Annotated in this window: 26 protein-coding genes; 4 read left to right on the top strand and 22 right to left on the bottom strand. The window is 66.2% G+C overall.

The window, feature by feature from the left end; genetic code table 11:
• Positions 1 to 11 precede the first annotated feature (11 nt).
• On the top strand, positions 12 to 1,193 hold the full coding sequence (locus VFY73_RS06195; RefSeq protein ID WP_329717052.1) for a trypsin-like peptidase domain-containing protein: 1,182 nt from the start codon (positions 12 to 14) through the stop codon (positions 1,191 to 1,193).
• 73 nt (positions 1,194 to 1,266) lie between these two features.
• Here VFY73_RS06195 and tatC read toward each other — a convergent pair whose 3' ends face one another.
• The 15 genes from tatC to argB all read right to left on the bottom strand — a co-directional run bounded on the left by tatC (position 1,267) and on the right by argB (position 11,934).
• A complete protein-coding gene (gene tatC, locus VFY73_RS06190) occupies positions 1,267 to 2,037 on the bottom strand; it encodes a twin-arginine translocase subunit TatC (protein WP_329717051.1) in 771 nt (256 codons plus the stop codon).
• Entirely contained in the window at positions 2,034 to 2,543 is a 510-nt protein-coding gene (tatB, locus tag VFY73_RS06185) for a Sec-independent protein translocase protein TatB (RefSeq protein WP_329717050.1), read from the bottom strand. The genes tatC and tatB overlap by 4 nt, the downstream gene beginning before the upstream one ends.
• Positions 2,544 to 2,609: 66 nt before the next feature.
• Positions 2,610 to 2,852, bottom strand: coding sequence for a Sec-independent protein translocase subunit TatA (gene tatA, locus VFY73_RS06180; RefSeq protein ID WP_329717049.1), 243 nt, complete (start codon positions 2,850 to 2,852; stop codon positions 2,610 to 2,612).
• A 109-nt stretch (positions 2,853 to 2,961) separates the two neighbouring features.
• Positions 2,962 to 3,309 carry a histidine triad nucleotide-binding protein gene (locus VFY73_RS06175; protein WP_329717048.1) on the bottom strand — a complete coding sequence of 116 codons (348 nt, stop codon included), beginning with the start codon at positions 3,307 to 3,309 and terminating at the stop codon, positions 2,962 to 2,964.
• A 23-nt stretch (positions 3,310 to 3,332) separates the two neighbouring features.
• Entirely contained in the window at positions 3,333 to 3,722 is a 390-nt protein-coding gene (locus tag VFY73_RS06170; RefSeq protein WP_329717047.1) for a hypothetical protein, read from the bottom strand.
• A complete protein-coding gene (locus VFY73_RS06165; protein ID WP_329717046.1) occupies positions 3,719 to 4,084 on the bottom strand; it encodes a phosphoribosyl-ATP diphosphatase in 366 nt (121 codons plus the stop codon). The genes VFY73_RS06170 and VFY73_RS06165 overlap by 4 nt, the downstream gene beginning before the upstream one ends.
• Positions 4,085 to 4,092: 8 nt before the next feature.
• Positions 4,093 to 4,485: a phosphoribosyl-AMP cyclohydrolase gene (gene hisI / locus VFY73_RS06160; protein WP_329717045.1), complete on the bottom strand. Its 393-nt coding sequence runs from the start codon at positions 4,483 to 4,485 to the stop codon at positions 4,093 to 4,095.
• A 24-nt stretch (positions 4,486 to 4,509) separates the two neighbouring features.
• Positions 4,510 to 4,959 carry an NUDIX domain-containing protein gene (locus tag VFY73_RS06155; protein WP_329717044.1) on the bottom strand — a complete coding sequence of 150 codons (450 nt, stop codon included), beginning with the start codon at positions 4,957 to 4,959 and terminating at the stop codon, positions 4,510 to 4,512.
• Entirely contained in the window at positions 4,956 to 5,846 is an 891-nt protein-coding gene (locus VFY73_RS06150) for an ATP-binding protein (protein ID WP_329717043.1), read from the bottom strand. Before VFY73_RS06150 ends, VFY73_RS06155 begins: the two co-directional genes overlap by 4 nt.
• 63 nt (positions 5,847 to 5,909) lie before the next feature.
• Positions 5,910 to 7,766, bottom strand: a complete 1,857-nt coding sequence (locus VFY73_RS06145; RefSeq protein WP_329717042.1) for a bifunctional metallophosphatase/5'-nucleotidase — start codon at positions 7,764 to 7,766, stop codon at positions 5,910 to 5,912.
• Between the two features lie 162 nt (positions 7,767 to 7,928).
• The gene (gene pdeM, locus VFY73_RS06140) at positions 7,929 to 8,591 is read right to left on the bottom strand and encodes a ligase-associated DNA damage response endonuclease PdeM (protein WP_329717041.1); all 663 of its coding nucleotides are present in this window, start codon (positions 8,589 to 8,591) and stop codon (positions 7,929 to 7,931) included.
• A gap of 1 nt (position 8,592) precedes the next feature.
• Positions 8,593 to 9,285, bottom strand: a complete 693-nt coding sequence (gene slmA, locus VFY73_RS06135) for a nucleoid occlusion factor SlmA (RefSeq protein WP_329717040.1) — start codon at positions 9,283 to 9,285, stop codon at positions 8,593 to 8,595.
• Positions 9,285 to 9,971: a pyrimidine 5'-nucleotidase gene (locus VFY73_RS06130; protein ID WP_329717039.1), complete on the bottom strand. Its 687-nt coding sequence runs from the start codon at positions 9,969 to 9,971 to the stop codon at positions 9,285 to 9,287. The genes slmA and VFY73_RS06130 overlap by 1 nt, the downstream gene beginning before the upstream one ends.
• The gene (locus VFY73_RS06125; RefSeq protein ID WP_329717038.1) at positions 9,971 to 10,891 is read right to left on the bottom strand and encodes a DMT family transporter; all 921 of its coding nucleotides are present in this window, start codon (positions 10,889 to 10,891) and stop codon (positions 9,971 to 9,973) included. The genes VFY73_RS06130 and VFY73_RS06125 overlap by 1 nt, the downstream gene beginning before the upstream one ends.
• 134 nt (positions 10,892 to 11,025) lie before the next feature.
• Positions 11,026 to 11,934, bottom strand: a complete 909-nt coding sequence (argB, locus tag VFY73_RS06120; protein WP_329717037.1) for an acetylglutamate kinase — start codon at positions 11,932 to 11,934, stop codon at positions 11,026 to 11,028.
• Positions 11,935 to 12,063: 129 nt separating this feature from the next.
• On the opposite strand from argB, the gene VFY73_RS06115 reads away from it, so the two are divergent.
• Complete coding sequence (locus tag VFY73_RS06115; protein ID WP_329717036.1) at positions 12,064 to 12,438, top strand: copper-binding protein; 375 nt, start codon at positions 12,064 to 12,066, stop codon at positions 12,436 to 12,438.
• A 30-nt stretch (positions 12,439 to 12,468) separates the two neighbouring features.
• On the opposite strand, the gene orn is transcribed toward VFY73_RS06115, so the two are convergent.
• Positions 12,469 to 13,029, bottom strand: a complete 561-nt coding sequence (gene orn / locus VFY73_RS06110; protein WP_329717035.1) for an oligoribonuclease — start codon at positions 13,027 to 13,029, stop codon at positions 12,469 to 12,471.
• A gap of 68 nt (positions 13,030 to 13,097) precedes the next feature.
• On the opposite strand from orn, the gene VFY73_RS06105 reads away from it, so the two are divergent.
• Both VFY73_RS06105 and rsgA read left to right on the top strand, forming a co-directional pair.
• On the top strand, positions 13,098 to 14,360 hold the full coding sequence (locus VFY73_RS06105; RefSeq protein WP_329717034.1) for a M48 family metallopeptidase: 1,263 nt from the start codon (positions 13,098 to 13,100) through the stop codon (positions 14,358 to 14,360).
• 309 nt (positions 14,361 to 14,669) lie between these two features.
• Positions 14,670 to 15,581, top strand: coding sequence for a ribosome small subunit-dependent GTPase A (rsgA, locus tag VFY73_RS06100; protein ID WP_329717033.1), 912 nt, complete (start codon positions 14,670 to 14,672; stop codon positions 15,579 to 15,581).
• A 104-nt stretch (positions 15,582 to 15,685) separates the two neighbouring features.
• Here the strand turns inward: rsgA and VFY73_RS06095 are convergent, their stop codons facing one another.
• From VFY73_RS06095 to rpsP, 6 genes are all read right to left on the bottom strand, one after another.
• Complete coding sequence (locus VFY73_RS06095; protein ID WP_329717032.1) at positions 15,686 to 16,675, bottom strand: CobD/CbiB family protein; 990 nt, start codon at positions 16,673 to 16,675, stop codon at positions 15,686 to 15,688.
• Positions 16,676 to 16,698: 23 nt separating this feature from the next.
• Positions 16,699 to 17,430 carry a CoA pyrophosphatase gene (locus VFY73_RS06090; protein ID WP_329717031.1) on the bottom strand — a complete coding sequence of 244 codons (732 nt, stop codon included), beginning with the start codon at positions 17,428 to 17,430 and terminating at the stop codon, positions 16,699 to 16,701.
• Positions 17,431 to 17,565: 135 nt separating this feature from the next.
• Positions 17,566 to 17,919, bottom strand: coding sequence for a 50S ribosomal protein L19 (gene rplS, locus VFY73_RS06085; protein WP_329717030.1), 354 nt, complete (start codon positions 17,917 to 17,919; stop codon positions 17,566 to 17,568).
• 146 nt (positions 17,920 to 18,065) lie between these two features.
• Entirely contained in the window at positions 18,066 to 18,836 is a 771-nt protein-coding gene (trmD, locus tag VFY73_RS06080; RefSeq protein ID WP_329717029.1) for a tRNA (guanosine(37)-N1)-methyltransferase TrmD, read from the bottom strand.
• Between the two features lie 23 nt (positions 18,837 to 18,859).
• On the bottom strand, positions 18,860 to 19,477 hold the full coding sequence (rimM, locus tag VFY73_RS06075) for a ribosome maturation factor RimM (RefSeq protein WP_329717028.1): 618 nt from the start codon (positions 19,475 to 19,477) through the stop codon (positions 18,860 to 18,862).
• Between the two features lie 32 nt (positions 19,478 to 19,509).
• The gene (rpsP, locus tag VFY73_RS06070) at positions 19,510 to 19,770 is read right to left on the bottom strand and encodes a 30S ribosomal protein S16 (protein WP_329717027.1); all 261 of its coding nucleotides are present in this window, start codon (positions 19,768 to 19,770) and stop codon (positions 19,510 to 19,512) included.
• Positions 19,771 to 19,782: the final 12 nt, after the last annotated feature.

Raw genomic sequence — 19,782 nt, 5'->3', positions numbered from 1 at the left:
CCTTCAGCGTCATGCGCAGAATCTGGCTCGTATTCTCCCAGACGGTCACCGTCGCCGTGGCAGTGCTGTTCGTCGTCGGCACTTTCAAGCCGGAATGGCTGCAGCGCGGGGTGCTCGTGGGCGCGACGTCGCGCACCGTGATCAACCCGGAAGGCAACGTACCGGTGGCGCTGGCCGCCACCAGCGGGCCGCTCCAGCCGCTGACGGCCGCCGCCCGACGCGCCGCCCCGGCGGTCGTCAGCGTGACGGCCAGCAAGGCTCCAGCGGCCATCAACGACCCACGCCTGCAGGACCCGTGGTTCCGCTTCTTCTTCGGCCAGCAGCCGACACGGCAGGAACCGCAGATCGGGCTGGGATCCGGCGTCATCGTGTCACCCGAGGGCTACCTGCTGACCAACAACCACGTCGTCGACGGCGCCGACGACATCCAGGTGCGCCTGTCCGATGGCCGCGAAGCGCAGGCCAAGCTGGTCGGCACCGACCCCGAGAGCGATGTCGCGGTATTGAAGATCGAACTCGATCGCCTGCCGACGGTGACGCTGGGCAACATCGAGCAGATCCAGGTGGGCGACTCGGTGCTGGCGATCGGCAACCCGTTCAACGTCGGCCAGACAGTGACGTCGGGCATCGTCAGCGCGATGGGCCGCACCGGGCTGGGTCTGTCGACATTCGAGAATTTCATCCAGACCGACGCCGCGATCAACCCCGGCAACTCCGGCGGGGCGCTGATCGACGTCAACGGCAACCTGGTCGGCATCAACACCGCCATCTACTCGCGGTCGGGCGGCAGCATGGGCATCGGCTTTGCAATCCCGATCGACCTGGCGCGCCAGGTGATGGAAGGCCTGGTACGAGATGGCAGCGTCACCCGCGGCTGGATCGGCGTTCAACCACGCGACCTCGACCCGGAGTTTGCGCAGAGCTTCAAGCTGCCGATCCATGAGGGCGTGCTGATCACCGGCGTGCTGCAAGACGGCCCGGCCAGCAGCGCCGGCATGAAGCCGGGCGATGTGGTGACGCGCATCGGCGGCAAGGCGGTGCGCAACACGGCGCAGCTGATGAACGCGGTGGCGGCGCTGAAGCCGCAGTCCGAGACGTTGGTCGGTGTGCAGCGGGGCGAGAAGGCGCTGGAGCTGAAGGTGACCGTGGCCCAGCGACCCAAGTCGATGGCCGCGCAGCGCAACCCGGATTGATGCACGCAAGCAGAGGCGACATTCGCGCGCCCTCTGCCCTCTCGCGCCCCGCAGAGCAACAGCGCTGCGAGCGCTACTCGCTCGTTTCAGGCGCCTGGGTGTGTTTGTTGAACAGCCCGGCCGCCAGAATGCCCAGCTCGTACAGCAAGCACATCGGGATCGCCAGCGCCAGCTGCGATACGACGTCCGGCGGCGTGATGACCGCGGCGATGATGAAGGCAAGCACCACGAAGTAGCCGCGGAACGCCCGCAGCTTCTCGATGCTGACCACACCCATGCGTGCCAGCACGACGACAACGATCGGCACCTCGAACGCCGCCCCGAAAGCGATGAACATGGACAGCACGAAACCGAGGTAGGCCTCGATGTCGGGCGCCGCGGTGATGCTCTTCGGCGCAAAGCTCTGGATGAAGGCGAAGACCTTGCCGAAGACGAAGAAATAGCAGAACGCGACGCCGCCGAAGAACAGCAGCGTGCTGGAAACCACCAGCGGCAGCACCAGTCGCTTCTCGTGGCTGTAGAGCCCCGGCGCCACGAAGGCCCAGACCTGATACAGCACGATCGGCAGCGCCAGCAGGAAGGCCGCCATCAGCGTGATCTTCAGCGGCACCAGGAACGGCGAGATCACGTTGGTCGCGATCATCGTGGCGCCCTGCGGCAGCGTCGCCACCAGCGGCGATGCGAGCAGGTCGTACAGCCCACCGGGGCCGGGCCAGTACGACAGTGCAGCGAAGGCGATCCCCACGGCGATCAACGCCCGCACCAAGCGGTCGCGCAGCTCGATCAGGTGGGAAACGAAGGGGGCTTCGGTACCTTCCAGCTCATCCTTGGGTTCGGCGCTCATCGGGCTGCTCCGCCACTCTTCGGCGGCCGAAAGCGCGCGACCCGCGCGGCGCCTGATTGCACATGCCGCCGCACCCCTTCACGCTGTTTGTACCAGGCCGGCACCGCGCCGCGCTTCAGGCGCCAGTTCTTGTGGGGATGCTGGTACACCGGCGGGGCGGGCGTCCAGCCGACGCTGCCGTCGCCGGTGGCGTCGGCCAGCCCCTGCCCCAGGCCGGCGGTGGCGTCGTTCCAGCCTTGCGACAGGTTGTTCGACGCTTCCTGCACTTCGCTGCGCACGGAGCTTTCGACGTCGCGCGCGGCGGTTTCGAACTGCGACTTCATCTTCTGCAGTTCTTCCAGCTCGATCGAGCGGTTGACCTCGGCCTTGACCTCGGCCACGTAACGCTGCGCCTTGCCAACGAAATGGCCCACCGTGCGGGCCACGCGCGGCAGTTTCTCGGGGCCGATGACGATCAGCGCCACGGCCCCGATGAGGGCAATCTTGTCGAATCCGAAATCGATCATGGGACGCGCGTCAAGCCGCCGCCCGACCGCCGGCGGCGGCGGTCAGGCGGCGGGCCGGAAACCGGCTCAAACCTTGTTCTTGGCTTCGACGTCGACGGTATTGGCGTCGTTCGCCTTGGCCGACGACGTGGTCACCTGCTGCGACGGCGGCATCGGCTCGCCCGATTCGGCGCCGCCCTTGACCCCGTCCTTGAAGCCCTTGACCGCGGAGCCCAGATCGGAGCCCATGTTCTTGAGCTTCTTGGTGCCGAAAATCAGCACCACGACCAGCAGCACGATCAGCCAATGCCAGATGCTGAACGATCCCATGACGTTTCTCCAAAGACCAACGGTAGATTGTAAGAGTGGGGCGGGCCGTGGCCAGTTCAACCCACAGTGATCGCCAAGTCCCCAAATAGGTGGCAGGCCCGGGCAAAGCTCATCCTTTGGCCCAGGGGCGCGGCCCGCCAAAGACGTGCATGTGCACGTGGAACACTTCCTGGCCGCCATCGCGGCCCGTGTTGATGACCTGGCGGAAGCCGCCGCTGACGCCGGCGTCGGCCATCAGCTTCGGCGCCAGCACCATCATCTTGCCCATCAGCGCCTGATCCTCGGGCGTCACCGCCTCCATCGTCGCGATGTGGCGCTTGGGCACCACCAGCAGGTGCACCGGCGCCCATGGGTGAATGTCGTGGAAGACGAGCACGTCTTCGTCCTCGAAGGCTTTCCTGGACGGGATCTGCCCGGCGACGATCTTGCAAAAGATGCAGTTGGGATCGGTGCTCATGGTGTTGTCTCTCCCTGGCCGGCTCAGACCGGCATCGCCCGGCGCTCATTGAGCGCCAACCAGCCGCGCACGACGCGGTAAAGGAACCAGATCGAGATCGCCGTCCAGGCGATCCAGCCTGGAAGCACGAACAGCGCCCACAACGGTAGCGTCACGACGTACAGCCCCGCCGCCCACAGCACGCTGCGGATGCGCCAGCGGAAGTGGCTTTCCTGCCAGCTGCCGGCGGCATCCGACTGCTTGACCAGGTCGAGGATGAAAGCCACCAGCAGCAGCACGATACCGGGTTGGAACCCCGGCAGCACCGCGCCGACCGCCACGACGGCATGCAGCGCATAGCTGATGTGGCCCACCGTGCGCAGCCCTTCGTCGCGGCTCGGGTCGAGCGGGTTGGTTGTGCTCAGGTCGTTCATCCACGTTCTCCTTGCTCACGCTGTTGCGCCTTGCGCGCGGCAAACTCTTCGAGCCCGGACTGGCCTTCGCGCCGCTCCAGCTCGGCCAGCACATCGGCCGGGGTCAGCCCGAAATGGGCCAGCGCGATCATCGAATGAAACCACAGGTCGGCCACCTCGTAGACGATCTTCTGGCGATCGCCATCCTTGGCCGCCATGACCGTCTCGGTGGCCTCCTCGCCGACCTTTTTCAAGATGGCGTCGGTGCCTTTGTGGAACAGGCGGGCGACATAGCTCTTGTCCGGGTCGCCCTGGCGACGCAACTCGATCACCTCGGCCAAGCGCTGCAAGGTGTCGTTCGAAGTGGCAGGGACAGCAGACATCAAAGGCTTCACTTGGTGTAAATGTGGCCGGGGTCTTTCAGCACCGGGTCGATTGCCGTCCACTGCCCGCCGTCCAGGCGTTCGAAAAAGCAGCTGTGACGGCCAGTGTGGCAGGCAATCCCGGGCTCGTGGCCCAGTTGGGTGACCTTCAACAGCACCACATCCTGGTCGCAATCGAGGCGAATCTCGTGCACCTTTTGCGTGTGGCCGGATTCTTCGCCTTTGTGCCACAGGCGCTGGCGCGAGCGGCTGAAATACACCGCTTCGCGCAACTCGGCCGTGCGGGCCAGTGCCTCGCGATTCATCCACGCGAACATCAGCACGTCGCCGCTGATCGCCTCTTGCGCGATGACGGGCACCAAGCCTTGGTCGTCCCATCGGACGTGATCCAGCCAATCCATGGGGGCAGTGTAGCGATTGGAAACCTAGCTGCCGTGGGTGGGGCCGTCGTGGCCCCGCTCAGCAGCAAACCATTGCAGCACCGGGATGGTGCCCGGCAGCACCGGCGCGCTGGCCACCGGCAGCGATTCCCAGACCATGGCCTGACCCTCCCGCATCTCGAACGCGCCACTCCACTGGTAGACCTTGCGGAAGTGCAGGCGCACGCGGGCATGGGGATAGTCCATCACCAGTTCCTGCCAGGCGTGGCTGTCGCCGATCGTGATGCCCAGCTCTTCGTGCAACTCGCGCGCGAGTGCGTCGTGCACGCTTTCGCCCGCCTCCAGCTTGCCGCCCGGAAACTCCCAGTAGCCGGCGTAGACCTTGCCTTCCGGGCGCGAGGTCAACAGGAAACGCCCTTCGCGCCCGGCTGCATCACGCTCGACCAGCACGCCGACGGCGACGTCGACCGGCACCCGCTCGCTTTGCCCGCTCATGCGCCCTTCCCTGCCACGGCCAGCCGGCCCGCCAGGTCGCGCGCGAACTGGTGCGCGACACGGCCCGACCGCGAGCCGCGCTCGAGCGCAAACACCAGCGCCTCCGGCCGCGCGGCCTCGATCTGCGCCTCGTTCAGCCCGTGGTGGCGCAGCCACTGCGCCGCGATCGCCAGGTACTCTCCTTGAGTGAACGGATAGAAGCTGATCCACAACCCGAAACGCTCGGACAGCGAGATCTTTTCCTCCACCACTTCACCCGGGTGCACCTCACCATCTTCGGTGTGCTGGTAGCTCAGGTTCTCTTTCATGTACTCGGGCAACAGGTGGCGCCGGTTGCTCGTCGCGTAGATCAGCAGGTTGTCAGATGCCTGCGCGACCGAGCCGTCGAGGATCGATTTCAGGGCCTTGTAGCCGGGCTCGCCCTCTTCGAAGCTCAGGTCGTCGCAGAACACGATGAATCGCTCGGCCCGGCCGGCGACCAGGTCCACCAAGTCCGGCAGATCGACGAGGTCGGCCTTGTCGACCTCGATCAGCCGCAACCCGCGCGGCGCGTATTCGTTCAGGCAGGCCTTGATCAGCGAGCTCTTGCCGGTGCCGCGAGCGCCGGTCAGCAGCACGTTGTTGGCCGAGGCGCCAGCGACGAACTGCTCGGTGTTGCGGGCCAGCCGTTCTTTCTGCGCATCGACCTCCTTCAGGTCACTCAAACGGATGGTGGCCACGTGGCGCACCGGCTCCAGCACGCCGGAGCCGGCCCGCTTGCGGTAGCGAAAGGCGATCGAGGCCGCCCAGTCCGGCGCTGCCGGCGGGTGCGGCAACACGGCGTCAAGCCGCGTCAGCAGGCGGTCGGCTTTCGCCAGCAGCGCTTCGAGGGTCACAGGGGCAGTCACGGGATCCATGGGCACCGAGTGTAGTGAACACCCGGTGCCCCCTGCCCCCGGCCGGCGCCCGGCTTACGGACAGGCGGTGCCGCCGTCCAGGCGAACGATGCGCGGCTTGCCGAGGTTGGCGGCCAGCGGGTCGTACGGCGGGTTCGGCGCCTTGAAATCGGCCAGGTAACGCTCCAGCGCATCGATGTCTTGCGCACCACCCAGGCGATTCACACCGCCCTTCAGCACGCTGAAGCCATCCCCACCGTCGGCCAGGAAATTGTTCACCGTCACCCGCCAGGTCCGCGCGCCATTGACGACTTCGCCATTGCTGACCAGCGTCTCGGCGGCGCCGTTGACCGTCAGCGTGGCGTTACGCACCTTGGCGCCGCAGGCCTGAACGTGGTCCCACTCGTAGCGCAGGCCGTTGGACGGCAGCAGTACGCGGGCGAAGACGGTCTGGCCGAAGCAGTTCGGGAACTGCTGCTCCAGCACGTCGCGGATCTGCTGCGTCGTCAGCGTCATCGTCACCAGGCTATTGCCGAAGGGCTGCACGGTGAAGGCTTCGCCATAGGTGACGTTGCCGTCGCCTTCATTGGCACTGCTGTTCGCATAGGTGAAGCCGGGGTTGCGCACGCCGCCCGGGTTCATCAGCGCCAGTTGCGCGCCGCCGAAATCCGGCGCCGCGGTGGCAGCCAGCTGCGAATCGGCGATCAGGTCACCGGCCGGCATGTTGCAGGCGGCGTCGCGGGTGTTGAGCACATCGCGCGCAATGCTGCCGATCACGCGGTTGGCGATCGGCGTGACCAGCGTCTTGTAGTTGGCGACCAGCGTCGCGATCTCGGCACTCGGCGTGATGTTGACATTGCTGCGGTCGACGACCTTGTTCAGCGCCACCGCATTGGTCACGTCGTCCGTCGCGGTGTCGACGGTCAGGTCGATCTCGGTCACCACCCGACCCTGCGCGTTGGCACTGGTCACCGGGACCAGACGACCCGTGGACAGCGGCAGCTGGCAGTTGTAGGCCTGGTGAGTATGGCCGGTGACGACCAAGTCAACGGCGCCATCGAGTTGGCCGACGATGGTCTTGATCGGCGAGCCTTCGAGGCCACCGACACATGCGTTGATGTCGACCGGCGACGGCGCGGCCTGCACCCCGCCCTGATGGATCAGCACGACAATCGACTCGACACCTTGCGCGCGCAGTTGCGGCACCAGCGCGTTGACGGTCTGCGCCTCGTCGTTGAACAGAAGGCCCTTGACGCCCGACGGGGTGACGATCTGCGGCGTGTCCTTCAGCGTCATGCCGATGAAGGCCATCTTGACCTTCCTGCCGCCGATGTCGAACCTCTTGATGCCGTAGGGCGCGAACAGCGTGCGGCCGCTGTTCTTGTGCACCACGTTGGCGGCCAGGAAACGGAATTTGGCACCTTCGAACGGCACCGGCGTGCCGACGTCCGCGCCTCGGCACGAGTTGGCGGCGTCGGTCGGGTGGCAGCCGCCGCGCTGCATGCGCAGCAGCTCGTCCTTGCCGTCGTCGAATTCGTGGTTGCCGACCGCGTTGAAGTCCAGCCCGGCGCGGTTCATCGCCTCGATCGTCGGCTCATCGTGGAACAGCGCCGACACCATCGGGCTGGCGCCGATCAGGTCACCGGCTGAAACGACCACGGTGTTCGGGTTGGCGGCGCGCGCGGCGGCGATGTAGCCGGCTGCATAGTCGGCACCACCGGCGGGCACCACTGGCGCATCGACGTTCGCACGGAAGGTTCCCGGCGATTCGAGCTGGCCATGAAAGTCGTTCAGGGCCAAGATCTTGATGACCCCGGTAGGCTTGGCCTGCTTGGCCGTTGAGTTCGACGGCGCGGCGGCGCTGGCGCAGCCGACCAGGGCGGCGCTCAATGCGACGGCGGTCAGCACGTGACTGGCGGGGTGGGAGGGCATCTCGGGACTCGCTTCACAAGGAGTTGAAGGGGGCGAGCGCCGTCGCCGGACGGATGGCCGCGCCGGCGGGGCTCGATGAGGCCTGTATTGGAATATCGATTGGTGTCCTTTCGATGAAGTACACCGGCTTCCCCCCTAATTCTCAAATGTGATGGCGAGGCGTCAAGGCAGCCGAAACACCTGCACACCATCGGTCACGAAGCATTGGTCACCGGCCTCGCGCGCCACGGCCTTCAGGCCAGTGAACTCACCAAACGCCGGCAGCACCAGCACCGCACCAGTGCAGTGAAAAGCCGGCAGGCACAGGCGGTCGAAGCCCGTGCCGGTCACCAACGCGCCGGGGTGCAGATGGCCGGCTACGACAGCCTGGCCTTCACGCACTGCAGGGTGGTGGCACAACGACCACGAGCCCCGCGCAAACGGCTCGTCAACGACGCGAATGCCCAACTCGGCAGGCGGGTCGCCGGCACGCAGGTCGTGGTTGCCACGCACCAGGGTCAGCGGCAGCGAAGGCCGGGCTTGGTGCCACGCCGCGAATGCGTTGATACCCGGGGCGCTGCGGGCACGCGCCGAATGCAGGAAATCGCCAAGGAAGACCACCTCGTGCGCCTGCAGCCGGTCGATCAGCGCACTCAGGCGCGTCAGGTTCGCTTCGCTGGTGCCGCTGGGCACCGGCACACCGAAACGGCGAAAGCTGTGTGCCTTGCCGAGATGGAAATCCGCCACCAGCAGCACCCGCTCGCCAGGCCAGTAAGCGGCACGCTCGGGGCACAGCCAAAGCTGGCCGCCGCCCCAGCTCAGCGCGAGGTCCGCGCTGGTGGGCACCTCAGGTCAACAGGCCCAGCGCGATGTCCAGCTGCTCGGTCGGGCTGCGCTTGAAACCCGAGCGGGCATAACGCTGCAGACGGCCGACAATGAAGGCCGTCAATGCCGACGCCCGGCCATTGGCTTCGACAGTCGGCGTGTTCGAGCCGGTCTCGCCGGCGGCCTGGCGCAGGCTCTGGCGCAACTGCGACTCGACGCGGTCGAAGAACTGGTTCATGCGCGCGGTCAGGCGCTCGTTTTCGAACACCAGCGCATCACCCACCATCACGCGGGTCATGCCGGGGTTCTTCTCGCCGAACTGCAACACCACCTGGGTGATGCGCTGGGCTTGCACAGAGCCGCTGGTCTCGCGTTCGGTGATCTGGTTGATGAGGCCGAAGATGCTCGATTCGATGAAGTCGATCAGCCCTTCGAACATTTGCGCCTTGCTGGCGAAATGACGGTACAACGCCGCTTCGCTGACCGACAGTGCGGCAGCGAGTGCGGCGGTGGTGATGCGTTCGGCGCCGGGTTGCTCGAGCATCGAGGCCAGCGTCTGCAGGATCTGCACGCGGCGCTCGCCAGGCTTCGGGCGCTTGCGCGCGGGAGCCTCCGGGTTACCCACGGTGGAAGAACCAGCGGGGGGCTCGGCAGCCGCTTCAGGCTGGGGTGCCTCGGCCTGGGCCGCTTCGGTTTCTTCGGGCAGGTCAGGCATCACGGCACACGGCGCAACTGTTGGAGCGAGGCGATTCTGGCACACACATAGGCCGGCTTTCGGTGCAGGTAAACACCAACTTCAGGACCATGTGAACCCCGTCTCGCCCAACGCTGCATCCACACCGTGCGCATGCCGACGCCATAGGCCGATTTCTGGTGGACCAGCGTGTCTTCGACCAGCACGCACCGGCGCGGCGACACGCCCAGCTTGGCCGCCAACGCACGGAACATGCGCGCATCGGGCTTGGGTCGCCACTGGCCGAACATCGTCATCTGCTCGATGCCGATCACGCCGTCGAAGAACTTCAGCATGCCGAGCTGGCGCAAGACCCGTTCGGCATAGGCCAACGGTGCGTTGGTCAGGATGTACTTGCGGCCACGCAAGTGCCGCAACGCCGCCACGTCATGCGGGTGGCTCGCCACCTCACGCTCCAGCGTGGGCAGCAGGTGGGTGTGATGCAGAAAGTGTGCCGGCTTGACGCCATGGTGCCGCATCAGGCCCAGCAGGGTGGCGCCGTAGCGGTGCCAGTAGTGCTTGCGCAGATGGTCGGCCTCGGCGGCGCTGACACGCAGCTCGCACTCGATGTAGTCGTTCATCGCCCCATCCAGCAGACGAAACGACGACGCCGCCGCGTTGTGCAGCGTGTTGTCCAGGTCGAACAGCCAGACGCGTTCAGCGGCCATCAGGCGCTCGCACGCACCGCTGCCGACCGCTCGGCGTCGCGCTTGCCGAGCGCTGCGATGCTGGCGAGCATCAACACCGCGCCCAGCCACTGTGATGCCGACAAGGCCTGGCCCAGCAGCAGCGCGGCCAACAGCACCGCGGTCAGCGGCTCGACCAACGTCGCCACCGTCAACGCCGTCGGGGTCAACCGCGCGGCGCCCCAGCTGAATGCCAGCAGTGCCAGCGCCGCCGTCACCAGGCCCAGGTACAGCAACCACGCTTCGGGTGGAATGTCGTCGGGCCAGGCGAGCGGGGCGTACAGCACACTCAGGCCCATCACCGCGGCGGCCACCACGGTCAGGCCCATGGTTGCCGGGCCCGCGCCCAGCGCCTGCGACAGTCGGCCGCTGACCAGCGTGAAGCCTGCATAGAGCACGGCCGAAGCGACCGAGAACAGCACGCCTGCCACCACGGTGCCGGTCTCGGCCCCAGCGGCCAACCCACCATGGCGCAGCACCACCAGCGTGGTGCCCACCAGTGCGGCCAAGAGCGTGGCCACCAGCGGCACGTCGAGCGTCTCACGGCCGCGCAGCACGGCAACCAGCGTCACCAGCACCGGCGGCAGGCACAGGGCGATCAGCGTCGGTACCGCCGCGCCGATGCGGGCGATGCCGAGGAACCAGCACAGCACGTACAACGCCATGCAGGCGCCGGCACCGATCAGCAGCCATGCCTGGCTGCGCAAGCGCGGCCAATGCGCCGGCCGGCCGAACAAGGCAACCAGCAAGACGGCGCCAACCACGAAGCGCCAGAACGAAATGCTCTCCGGGCTGAGGCCGAACTTGGCGATCAGCAGGTTGACCACCAGCGCGCCGGTGCCCCACAAGAAGGCCGCGCCGCAGGCAGCCGCCATCGCAGCGGTGGATGAAGAGTGAGTCATGATGTGAACTGCCCGAGAGCCTGGCCGCGCGTCAGCGCACCAGCCTCAAGCGGCCGCCGTGGATCCGGCTCTGCCGGTCCATCAGCGGCGCCCCCTTGAGGGGGAAGCGCCGCAGGCGCTTCGGGGGTGGGCCTTCAATGCGAGCGAATCATCGTCCCGTAGGCCTGGTCGGTCAGGATCTCCAGCAGCATCGCGTGCGGCACCCGGCCGTCGATGATGTGCACCGCATTGACGCCACTCTTGGCTGCATCCAGCGCACCGGCGATCTTGGGCAGCATGCCGCCGCTGATCGTGCCGTCGGCAAACAGCTCGTCGATGCGGCGAGCTGTCAAGTCGGTCAGCAACTGGCCGGACTTGTCCAACACGCCCGCAATGTTGGTCAGCATCATCAGCTTTTCGGCCTTCAGCACCGTGGCCAGCTTGGCAGCCACGACATCGGCGTTGATGTTGTAGCTCTCGTTGTTCTCGCCAAAGCCGATCGGGCTGATGACCGGGATGAACGCATCGTCCTGCAGCGCCTTGACCACGCTCGGGTCGATTGAATCGATCTCGCCGACCTGGCCGACGTCGTGTTCCTTGCTCGGATCGTCCTTGTCGACCATCTTCAGCTTCTTCGCGCGAATCATGCCGCCATCACGCCCGGTCAGGCCCACAGCCTTGCCGCCAGCGGCATTGATCAGACCGACGATGTCTTGCTGCACCTCGCCGCCCAGCACCCACTCGACGACTTCCATCGTCTCTTCGTCGGTCACCCGCATGCCCTGGATGAAGGTGCCCTTCTTGCCCAGGCGCGACAAGGCCTCGTCGATCTGCGGGCCGCCGCCGTGCACGACCACCGGGTTCATGCCGACCAGCTTCAGCAGCACCACATCTTCGGCGAAGTCCTGCTGCAACTCCGGATCAGTCATCGCATTGCCGCCGTATTTGATGACCAGCGTTTTGCCGTGGAATTTACGGATGTACGGCAGCGCCTGGGCCAGGATTTCGGCCTTTTCGCGCGGCAGGATGTGGTCGACGTTGGCGGGCGCGGTGGCGTGGCTCATGGCATGCAACGAAGTGGAAGGGTGTGAATAATGGGCAATCAACGCATTCTAGGGAACCGTTCCCAGCCCGCGGCTGTCATCCACCAGGGCGCTTGAAGGGTTGTAGAGGTGCCATTGGAGACTCACGCCATGAACAGAACCTTCACCATCGCCTCGAGACACGAAGGGCCGTTCCCGAGCGTCTTGCCCCCCCTTCGGGGGCGGGCCGGGCGCAGCCCGACCCTGGGAGCGGTGATCAGCGGCATTGCCGCCACGCTGGCCCTGCTGGCCGCCGCGCCCGCCGGCGCGACGGAAGGCGAGGTGCGCAAGATCGACCACACCCACGGCAAGCTGACCATCAAACACGGCGAGATCAAGAACCTGCAGATTCCGGCCATGACGATGGCCTACAAGGCCAAGCCGAACACGCTGCTGGACGGCCTGACCGTCGGCGACAAGATCGAGTTCAGCGCCGACAAGGTCGATGGTCAGTACGTCGTGACGGCCGTTCGCAAGACCAAGTAGTAATCGGCGCGCCCGTCGTCCGCCCGCGGCTCAGACGTTGAGCAGATGGGTGCGATAGTGCGCCAGCTCGTCGATCGACTCGTGAATGTCAGCCAGCGCAGTGTGCGCCTGGGCCTTCTTGAAACCTTCCATCGCCGCGGGCTTCCAGCGCCGCGCCAGTTCCTTCAGCGTGCTGACATCCAAATTGCGATAGTGGAAGAAGGCCTCCAGCCCGGCCATGTGGCGGGCCAGGAAACGCCGGTCCTGGCAGATGGAATTACCGCACATCGGGCTCTTGCCGGCCGGCACGTAACCGGCCAGGAACTCGATCACCCGGGCCTCGGCCTCGGGTTCGCCGATGGTCGAGGCCTTCACCCGGTCGATCAGCCCGCTGCGACCGTGCGTGCCCTTGTTCCAGGCGTCCATCGCGTCCAGCGTTGCATCGCTCTGGTGAATCGCAAACACGGGGCCCTCGACACGCACCGTCAGCAAAGGGTCAGTGACGACAACGGCGATCTCGATGATGTGGTCGGACTCGGGCTTCAGCCCGGTCATTTCCAGGTCGATCCAGATCAGGTTCTGGTCGTTCTTCGAAAGCATCGTGGCGCTCATGGTGGGTAGCCCGGCGGGTTGAGGATAGGAAAGGGTCGGCGATTGTCCGACAACATACACTCTTTGCCATGCAGGCGTTGACCGTATCGCTATCGCTGGTGGCCGCCCTCGCCGCCTCGCAAGCCGTGAAATTCTGGCTCGCGGGGCGCCAGGCGCGCAGCGTACAAGCCCACCGCGGCGCCGTGCCGGCCCCGTTCGATTCGACGATTCCGTTGGGCGCCCACCAGCGCGCGGCGGACTACACGCTGGCGCGCCTGCGCTACGGCATGACCACCGAAACCGTCGGCGCGGTTCTGTTGCTCGCCTGGACGCTGCTCGGCGGGCTGGACGCGCTGAACACGCTGGTGCGCGACGCACTGCAACCTCGGTTCGGCGACCTGGTGTACCAGCTGGGGCTTTTTGCCGCCTTCGCCTTGATCGGTGGCCTGATCGACCTGCCGCTGGAATGGGTGCGGGTATTCCGCATCGAGCAACGTTTCGGCTTCAACCGCATGACGCCGAAGTTGTTCTTCACCGACCTGGCCAAAGGCACCGCGTTGTCGATTGCCATCGGTCTGCCGATGATCGCCCTGGTGCTGTGGGTGATGCATGCCACCGGCGACTTCTGGTGGCTGTGGGCCTGGGCGCTATGGGTCGGCTTCATCTTGCTGATGCAGGTGGTGTACCCGATCTGGATCGCGCCTTGGTTCAACCGCTTCGAGCCCCTGGCCGACTCGGCAATGGCCGAGCGTGTGCAGGCGCTGATGGCCCGTTGCGGCTTCACGGCCAACGGCTTGTTCGTGATGGACGGCAGCACCCGCTCGAGCCACGTCAACGCCTACTTCGGCGGCCTGGGAAAGGCCAAACGCGTGGTGCTGTTCGACACCCTGCTGGCCCGCCTGGGCGTGCGTGAGGTCGAAGCGGTGCTGGCACACGAGCTGGGTCACTTCCACCACAAGCACGTGCTGGTGATGACGCTGCGTTCGTTTGGCGTCGGCCTGCTGGCGATGGCCCTGCTGGGCTGGCTGGCGCGCCAGCCCGCGTTCTACGTCGGCCTGGGTGTCGAGCCCAACCTGCAGGCGGCGAACGACGCACTGGCGCTGTTGCTGTTCATGCTGGCAGCGCCGCCCTTCCTGTTCTTCGCCTCGCCGCTGTCGGCACGCTGGTCTCGCCGCGCCGAATTCGAAGCCGACGCCTACGCGCGCGCCCAGACCGACGGCGCCGATCTTGCCTCGGCACTGCTGAAGCTGCACGAAGACAACGGCAGCACGCTGACGCCGGACCCGGTGTACGCCCGCTTCTACTACTCGCACCCGCCGGCCAGCGAGCGCTTGGCCGCGTTGCAGACTTGAGCGCCGCCCGGCCGCGCCGTGTCCTGTCCCGCAAATAGCTGTCATTGCGACGGTCCGCAATGGGAATGATCGCGAGACGACGAGCCAGGTTGATACCTGGCGGTATCAGCCTGGCTTGGCGGCGCTGCGAGCGCCCCGGATTCGGCCCGCCAGAAATGTCGAAAGTAGGTTCGACCAGATGGCGCCCTCGCGCGCCCGGCCATCAGGGCAGATACGCTCGGTATCTGCCCACCCGCCCGAACGCACGATCATCACCATCTGGTCGAATCTCAATGGCTGTTATTTGCGGGACAGGACACTAGGCGCACGATGAGCAAATTCGCAGAACTCGACATCGGCCTGGTCGTCGGCGCCCATGGCCGCCACGTGATGATCGAGACGCCGGAAGGCCGGCGCCTGATCGGCCACCCCCGCGGCAAGAAAAGCCAATGCGTCGTCGGTGACCGGGTGCGCTGGCAGGTCTCGGGCGACGAAGCGGTGATCGAAGCATTGGAGCCGCGCCGCAACCTGCTGGCACGGCAGGACGAGTGGCGCACCAAGTCCTTCGCCGCCAACATCGACCTGCTGCTGGTGGTGCTGTCCGGAGAGCCGATGTTCAGCGAATCGCAGCTGACGCGTGCATTGATCGCGGCCGAGGATGCCGGCATCGCCAGTGCGTTGCTGTTGAACAAGATCGACCTGCCCACCGCCGCGCTGGCCCGCGAGCGCCTGCAACCTTACCGGGCGATGGGCATCCCGGTCATCGAGGCCGCGTTGAAGACGGCCCCCGATGCGGCGCGCTCCACGTTGGCGCCTTTGCTTGCTGGCAAAGCCACGCTGGTTCTGGGCCCCAGTGGCATGGGCAAGAGCACACTGATCAACCTGATGGTGCCGCGCGCCGATGCCCAGGTCGGCGAGATTTCGCAGGCACTGAATGCCGGGCGACACACGACCACCACCACGACCTGGTACTGGCTGGACGACAGCAGGACCGGCGCGCTGCTCGACTCACCGGGTTTCCAAGAATTCGGCCTGATGCATGTCACGCCGCAGCGCTTGGCCGAGCTGATGCCGGACATCCGTGCCCATCTGGGTCATTGCCGCTTCTACAACTGCACCCACCGCCACGAACCCGGCTGCGGCGTGCGTGCGGCCGCCGAGCGCGGCGCGATCGCGCCGACGCGCGTGCGCTTGTACGAAGGGCTGTGGGACGAACTGGACCAAGGGCAGCGCAAGGGTTAGATCTTGCGCTGCTGCGCCGACACACCCTTCAATGCTCATGCTGGAGCCCCTGCTCGGAAGGGGCCGGGGAAGCGCCACAGTCGGCCGAAGGCCAACCTGCTTGGCTAGCCAAGCAGGTTGGCCAGCTTCATCAGCGCCAGCAGCAGCATCCACAGCACCACCGAGCGCCAGACCAGGCCCACCACGCTGCTCAAGTGGCCCAATTGGGGTGGAATTCCCGGCGTGGAACCAGCCGCTTCGGCGGCTTCGGCGTCGCCGCCCTGGACGAAAGTCTTCGAACGGTCCGGCGTGACCCCGGGTGCCGCGCCCCCACCCAGTTGCACGCCAACCGCTCCTGCGGCCGCCGCGAGGATGATGCCTTCATTGGCGTGCTTCCACAGCTCGGCGTCGCGCCGCCAGCCGGCCACGGCTTCTTCGAAGTTGCCGACCACCGCGAAGCCGAACGCCGTCAGGCGCGCCGGCACGTGGTCGATGACACTGAAGGCACGTTGGGACAGGTCCTTCAGGTTCTCGTTCACCGCGACACCCAGCGAGCGGCTCTTGAAGGCCCAGTAGCGGCTGGCGAACTCCGCCATTCGGTAGGCCACCGCGCCGGCAGGGCCCAGGCCCAGCGCGGCCAGCACCACGTAGCAGAAGAAGACACCGAAGACATGGCGGTGCGCAGCCAGCAACGCGTGTTCGAGCACATGGCGCAGCAGCTCGGTGCGCGGCAGTTCGCTCGCGTCCAGGTGCCGCCATTCGGCCAGCAGCCGCCGCGCCTGGTCCTCGTCACCACGCTCCAGCGCCTCGCGGATGTCGGTGAAGTAGTGGCTGAACTGGCGAAATCCGAGGGTCAGGTAGACGATCGCGACATCGAACACCAGAGCTGCGATGACGCTGAAATGGGCGATCCCGAAGTGGATCCCCCAGGCCAAAAGCGCCGGCACGATCACGGTGACGAACCAGACCACCCGTGCATGCTGCGGCTTGCCGGCGTCGAAGTTGCGCCCGGTCCAGCCGACCCAATCGGCCAGCGTGTCGTGAACCCAGTTGTCGCGCGGCAACGGCTTGACCTGCTCGATCAGCAGCGCGAAAAGAACGGCGAAGAAACTCATCGCCGCGGATGATACCCAGAGGGTCAGTCCGAAAGCAGGTGGTAGAGGTTACGCAACATCGCTGCGGTGGCGCCCCAGACGAAGTATTCGCGCGGGTCGCCATGGCCGGGGCGCCAGGGCATCGACAGGAAACGGCGCCGCGCACCACCGAACTCGAACTCGTGGTGCTGGTGGTTGGCCGGGTTCATCAGGAAGTGCAGCGGCACCTCGAACGCCTCGGCCACTTCGAAACTGTCGAGGGCGAGGACGTAGTCCGGACGGACCAACCCAACCACCGGCGTGACAACGAAGCGGGTCACTGTCGTGTAGACAGGCAACTGGCCGATGACCTCGACCATCTCGTGCTTCAAGCCAACCTCTTCTTCAGCTTCGCGCAACGCAGTGGCCACCGCGTCGGCGTCGCTGGGCTCGGCGCGGCCGCCCGGAAAGCTGATCTGGCCGGCGTGGTCGTGCAGGTGGTCGGTGCGGCGGGTCAGCAGCACGTGCAACTCGCCCGGTCGCTGCACGAGTGGCACCAGCACCGAAGCCGCCGTGGCTTGGCGCTCGCTGAGCCCTTCCGGCCGCGCGCCATCGCCGCTGATGGGTGGTTGCCAATCGCCTATTTGCGCCAGGCGTTGGCGCAGGGCATCGGGCCTGAGGCGGTCCATCGCCACGGGCGACAGGTGAGCATCATGAGCGACCACCGGGATCAGGTGCGGGTCGCGGATCGACGTTCGGGGCGAGCGGGCGGTGATGGAAGACTCGTCAGAGGGCATGGCGGGCGAGCTTACGCCAGGAAGCAAAAAGCCGCCTCGAGGGCGGCTTTCAGAAATGGGCCAGCTTTTGACTCCGTCGAAAACTGGCTTCGCGCCTCGCACGACCTGCCACTTCGCGGCAGGCTGACCAAAAGATCAGGCCAGCTTCTCCTTGATACGGGCCGACTTGCCGGAACGCTCACGCAGGTAGTACAGCTTGGCACGACGCACATCGCCGCGGCGCTTGACTTCGATCGACGCGATCAGCGGGCTGTACAGCTGGAAGGTACGTTCCACGCCTTCGCCGCTCGAAATCTTGCGAACGATGAAGCTGGAATTGAGACCGCGGTTGCGCTTGGCAATCACGACGCCTTCGTAGGCCTGCACGCGCTTGCGGGTGCCTTCGACGACGTTGACGCTGACGATCACCGTGTCGCCGGGGGCAAACGGCGGGATCGTCTTGTTCAGGCGAGCAATTTCTTCTTGCTCAAGGGTTTGGATCAGGTCCACAGGGTTCTCCAAAATGATCGTGCCGGCGCGCTTGGACTGAGTAGGCGACACCCATGAGAAACCGTTGAAGCCCTTGGCGTTGAAGCCATTGGGCACGGCGGCTCGCGAGGTCACTGCTGCCCGGCAGAGGATCGAAAAGCCTTTGATTATATCGAAGTTGGATCGAGTGGCGGCAGCTGCGCCAGAAAACGCTCGTCGGCCTTGCTCAGCCGCCCAGCAGCACGTGCCGCTGCGATCAGCTCGGGCCGGCGTCGGGCAGTCAACTCCAACGAGCGCTCCCGACGCCAGCGGGCGATGTCGGCATGGTGACCGGACAGCAGCACCGGCGGCACCGGCAGCGGCCCTTCGGCACTGTCCAGCAGCTCCGGCCGGCTGTAGTGCGGGCAGTCGAGCAGGCCCTCTTCAAAGCTGTCTTGCTGGTGCGAGCGGGCGTCGGACAGCACACCCTCCTGCAGGCGCGCAATGCCGTCCAGCAGGGCCAGTGCCGGCAGTTCGCCGCCGGACAGCACGAAGTCACCCAGGCTCAACTCCTGGTCGACATGGCGATCGAGGAAGCGCTGGTCGATGCCTTCATAGCGGCCACACAACAGCACCGCACCAGGGCCCGTGGCCATCTCGCGCAGCAGCGCTTGGTCTATGCGCCGCCCGGTCGGGCTGAAATGGATCAGGGGCGCCGGCGCGCCCCGCGCCGCCTGCACGGCGGCCAACGCCCGCTCCAGCGGTTCAGCCAGCATGACCATGCCAGGGCCACCACCGAAAGGCCGGTCGTCGACGCGACGGTAGTTACCCTCGGCATAGTCGCGCAATGGCCAGAACTGCACATCGACCTGGCCCGACTCGAAGGCACGCCGGGTCACGCCCTGCACCAGAAAAGGGGCGAACAGCTCGGGGAAAAGGGTGATGACGTCGAAGCGCATGGACAAAACGACGGGAGCCGGCGTCAGTAGTCCAAGCCCCAGTCGACGGTGATACGGCGCTCGGTCAGGTCGACCTTGTCGACATAGGCGTCGACGAAAGGAATCAGGCGCTCGGCCTCGTCGGGCTTGGCGTCGGCCGGCGCATCCGGGCGCCGCTGCACGCGCAAAACGCAATGGGCACCCGTGTCGAGCAGGTCGATCACGGTGCCGAGTGCCGTGCCTTCGCGGTTGACGACGGCCAGACCGATCAGATCAATCCAGTAGTACTCGCCTTCTTTGGCGGTCGGGAAGCTCTGGCGGGAGATGAAGATGCGCGCACCGCGCAAGGCCTCAGCGGCGTTGCGGTCGTCAACATCCTGGACCCTGGCCACCACCAAAGCGCCTTGCTCGCGCACCTGGGTGATCTTCAATACCCGCGGCAGCTTGGCCGTGCTCGTCTTGGGAGCCGGCCCCACCGGTGGTTGCAGGAACCAGCGACGGGAAGAGAACAAGGCCTGAGGATCCGACGAGAAAGGCTTGACCTTGATCCCGCCCTGGATGCCCCAGGCGTCAACGATGCAGCCGACTTCGACCGCATCGTCGGGCCAGGCGGGGGTGTCGTCGAAGTCGGTGGTCTTGGCGACCGGCAGACTTTGAGACAAGGCACTCACCCCGCTGGCAGTCGCTCGAGCCCTCAGGCCGGGGCGACGACCTTGGCCTTGGCGGTGTCGACCAGGCGGCGCACGGTCGGCGACAGCTGGGCGCCGACGCCGGCCCAATAAGTCACGCGGTCTTGCGCGACGCGCAGGCCTTCTTCGCCTTCGGACGCCATCGGGTTGTAAAAACCCACGCGCTCGATGAAGCGGCCATCACGGCGCTCGCGCGAGTCGGCAACGACGATGTTGTAGAAGGGACGGTGCTTGGCACCACCACGGGACAGACGAATCACGACCATTTGTCGTTTCCT

Origin of the sequence: Ideonella sp., from assembly GCF_036277275.1 — a bacterium.
Lineage (GTDB): Bacteria > Pseudomonadota > Gammaproteobacteria > Burkholderiales > Burkholderiaceae_C > Ideonella.
Note: the sequence above shows the minus strand (reverse complement) of the source record. Positions and strands in the feature narration are given on the sequence as shown.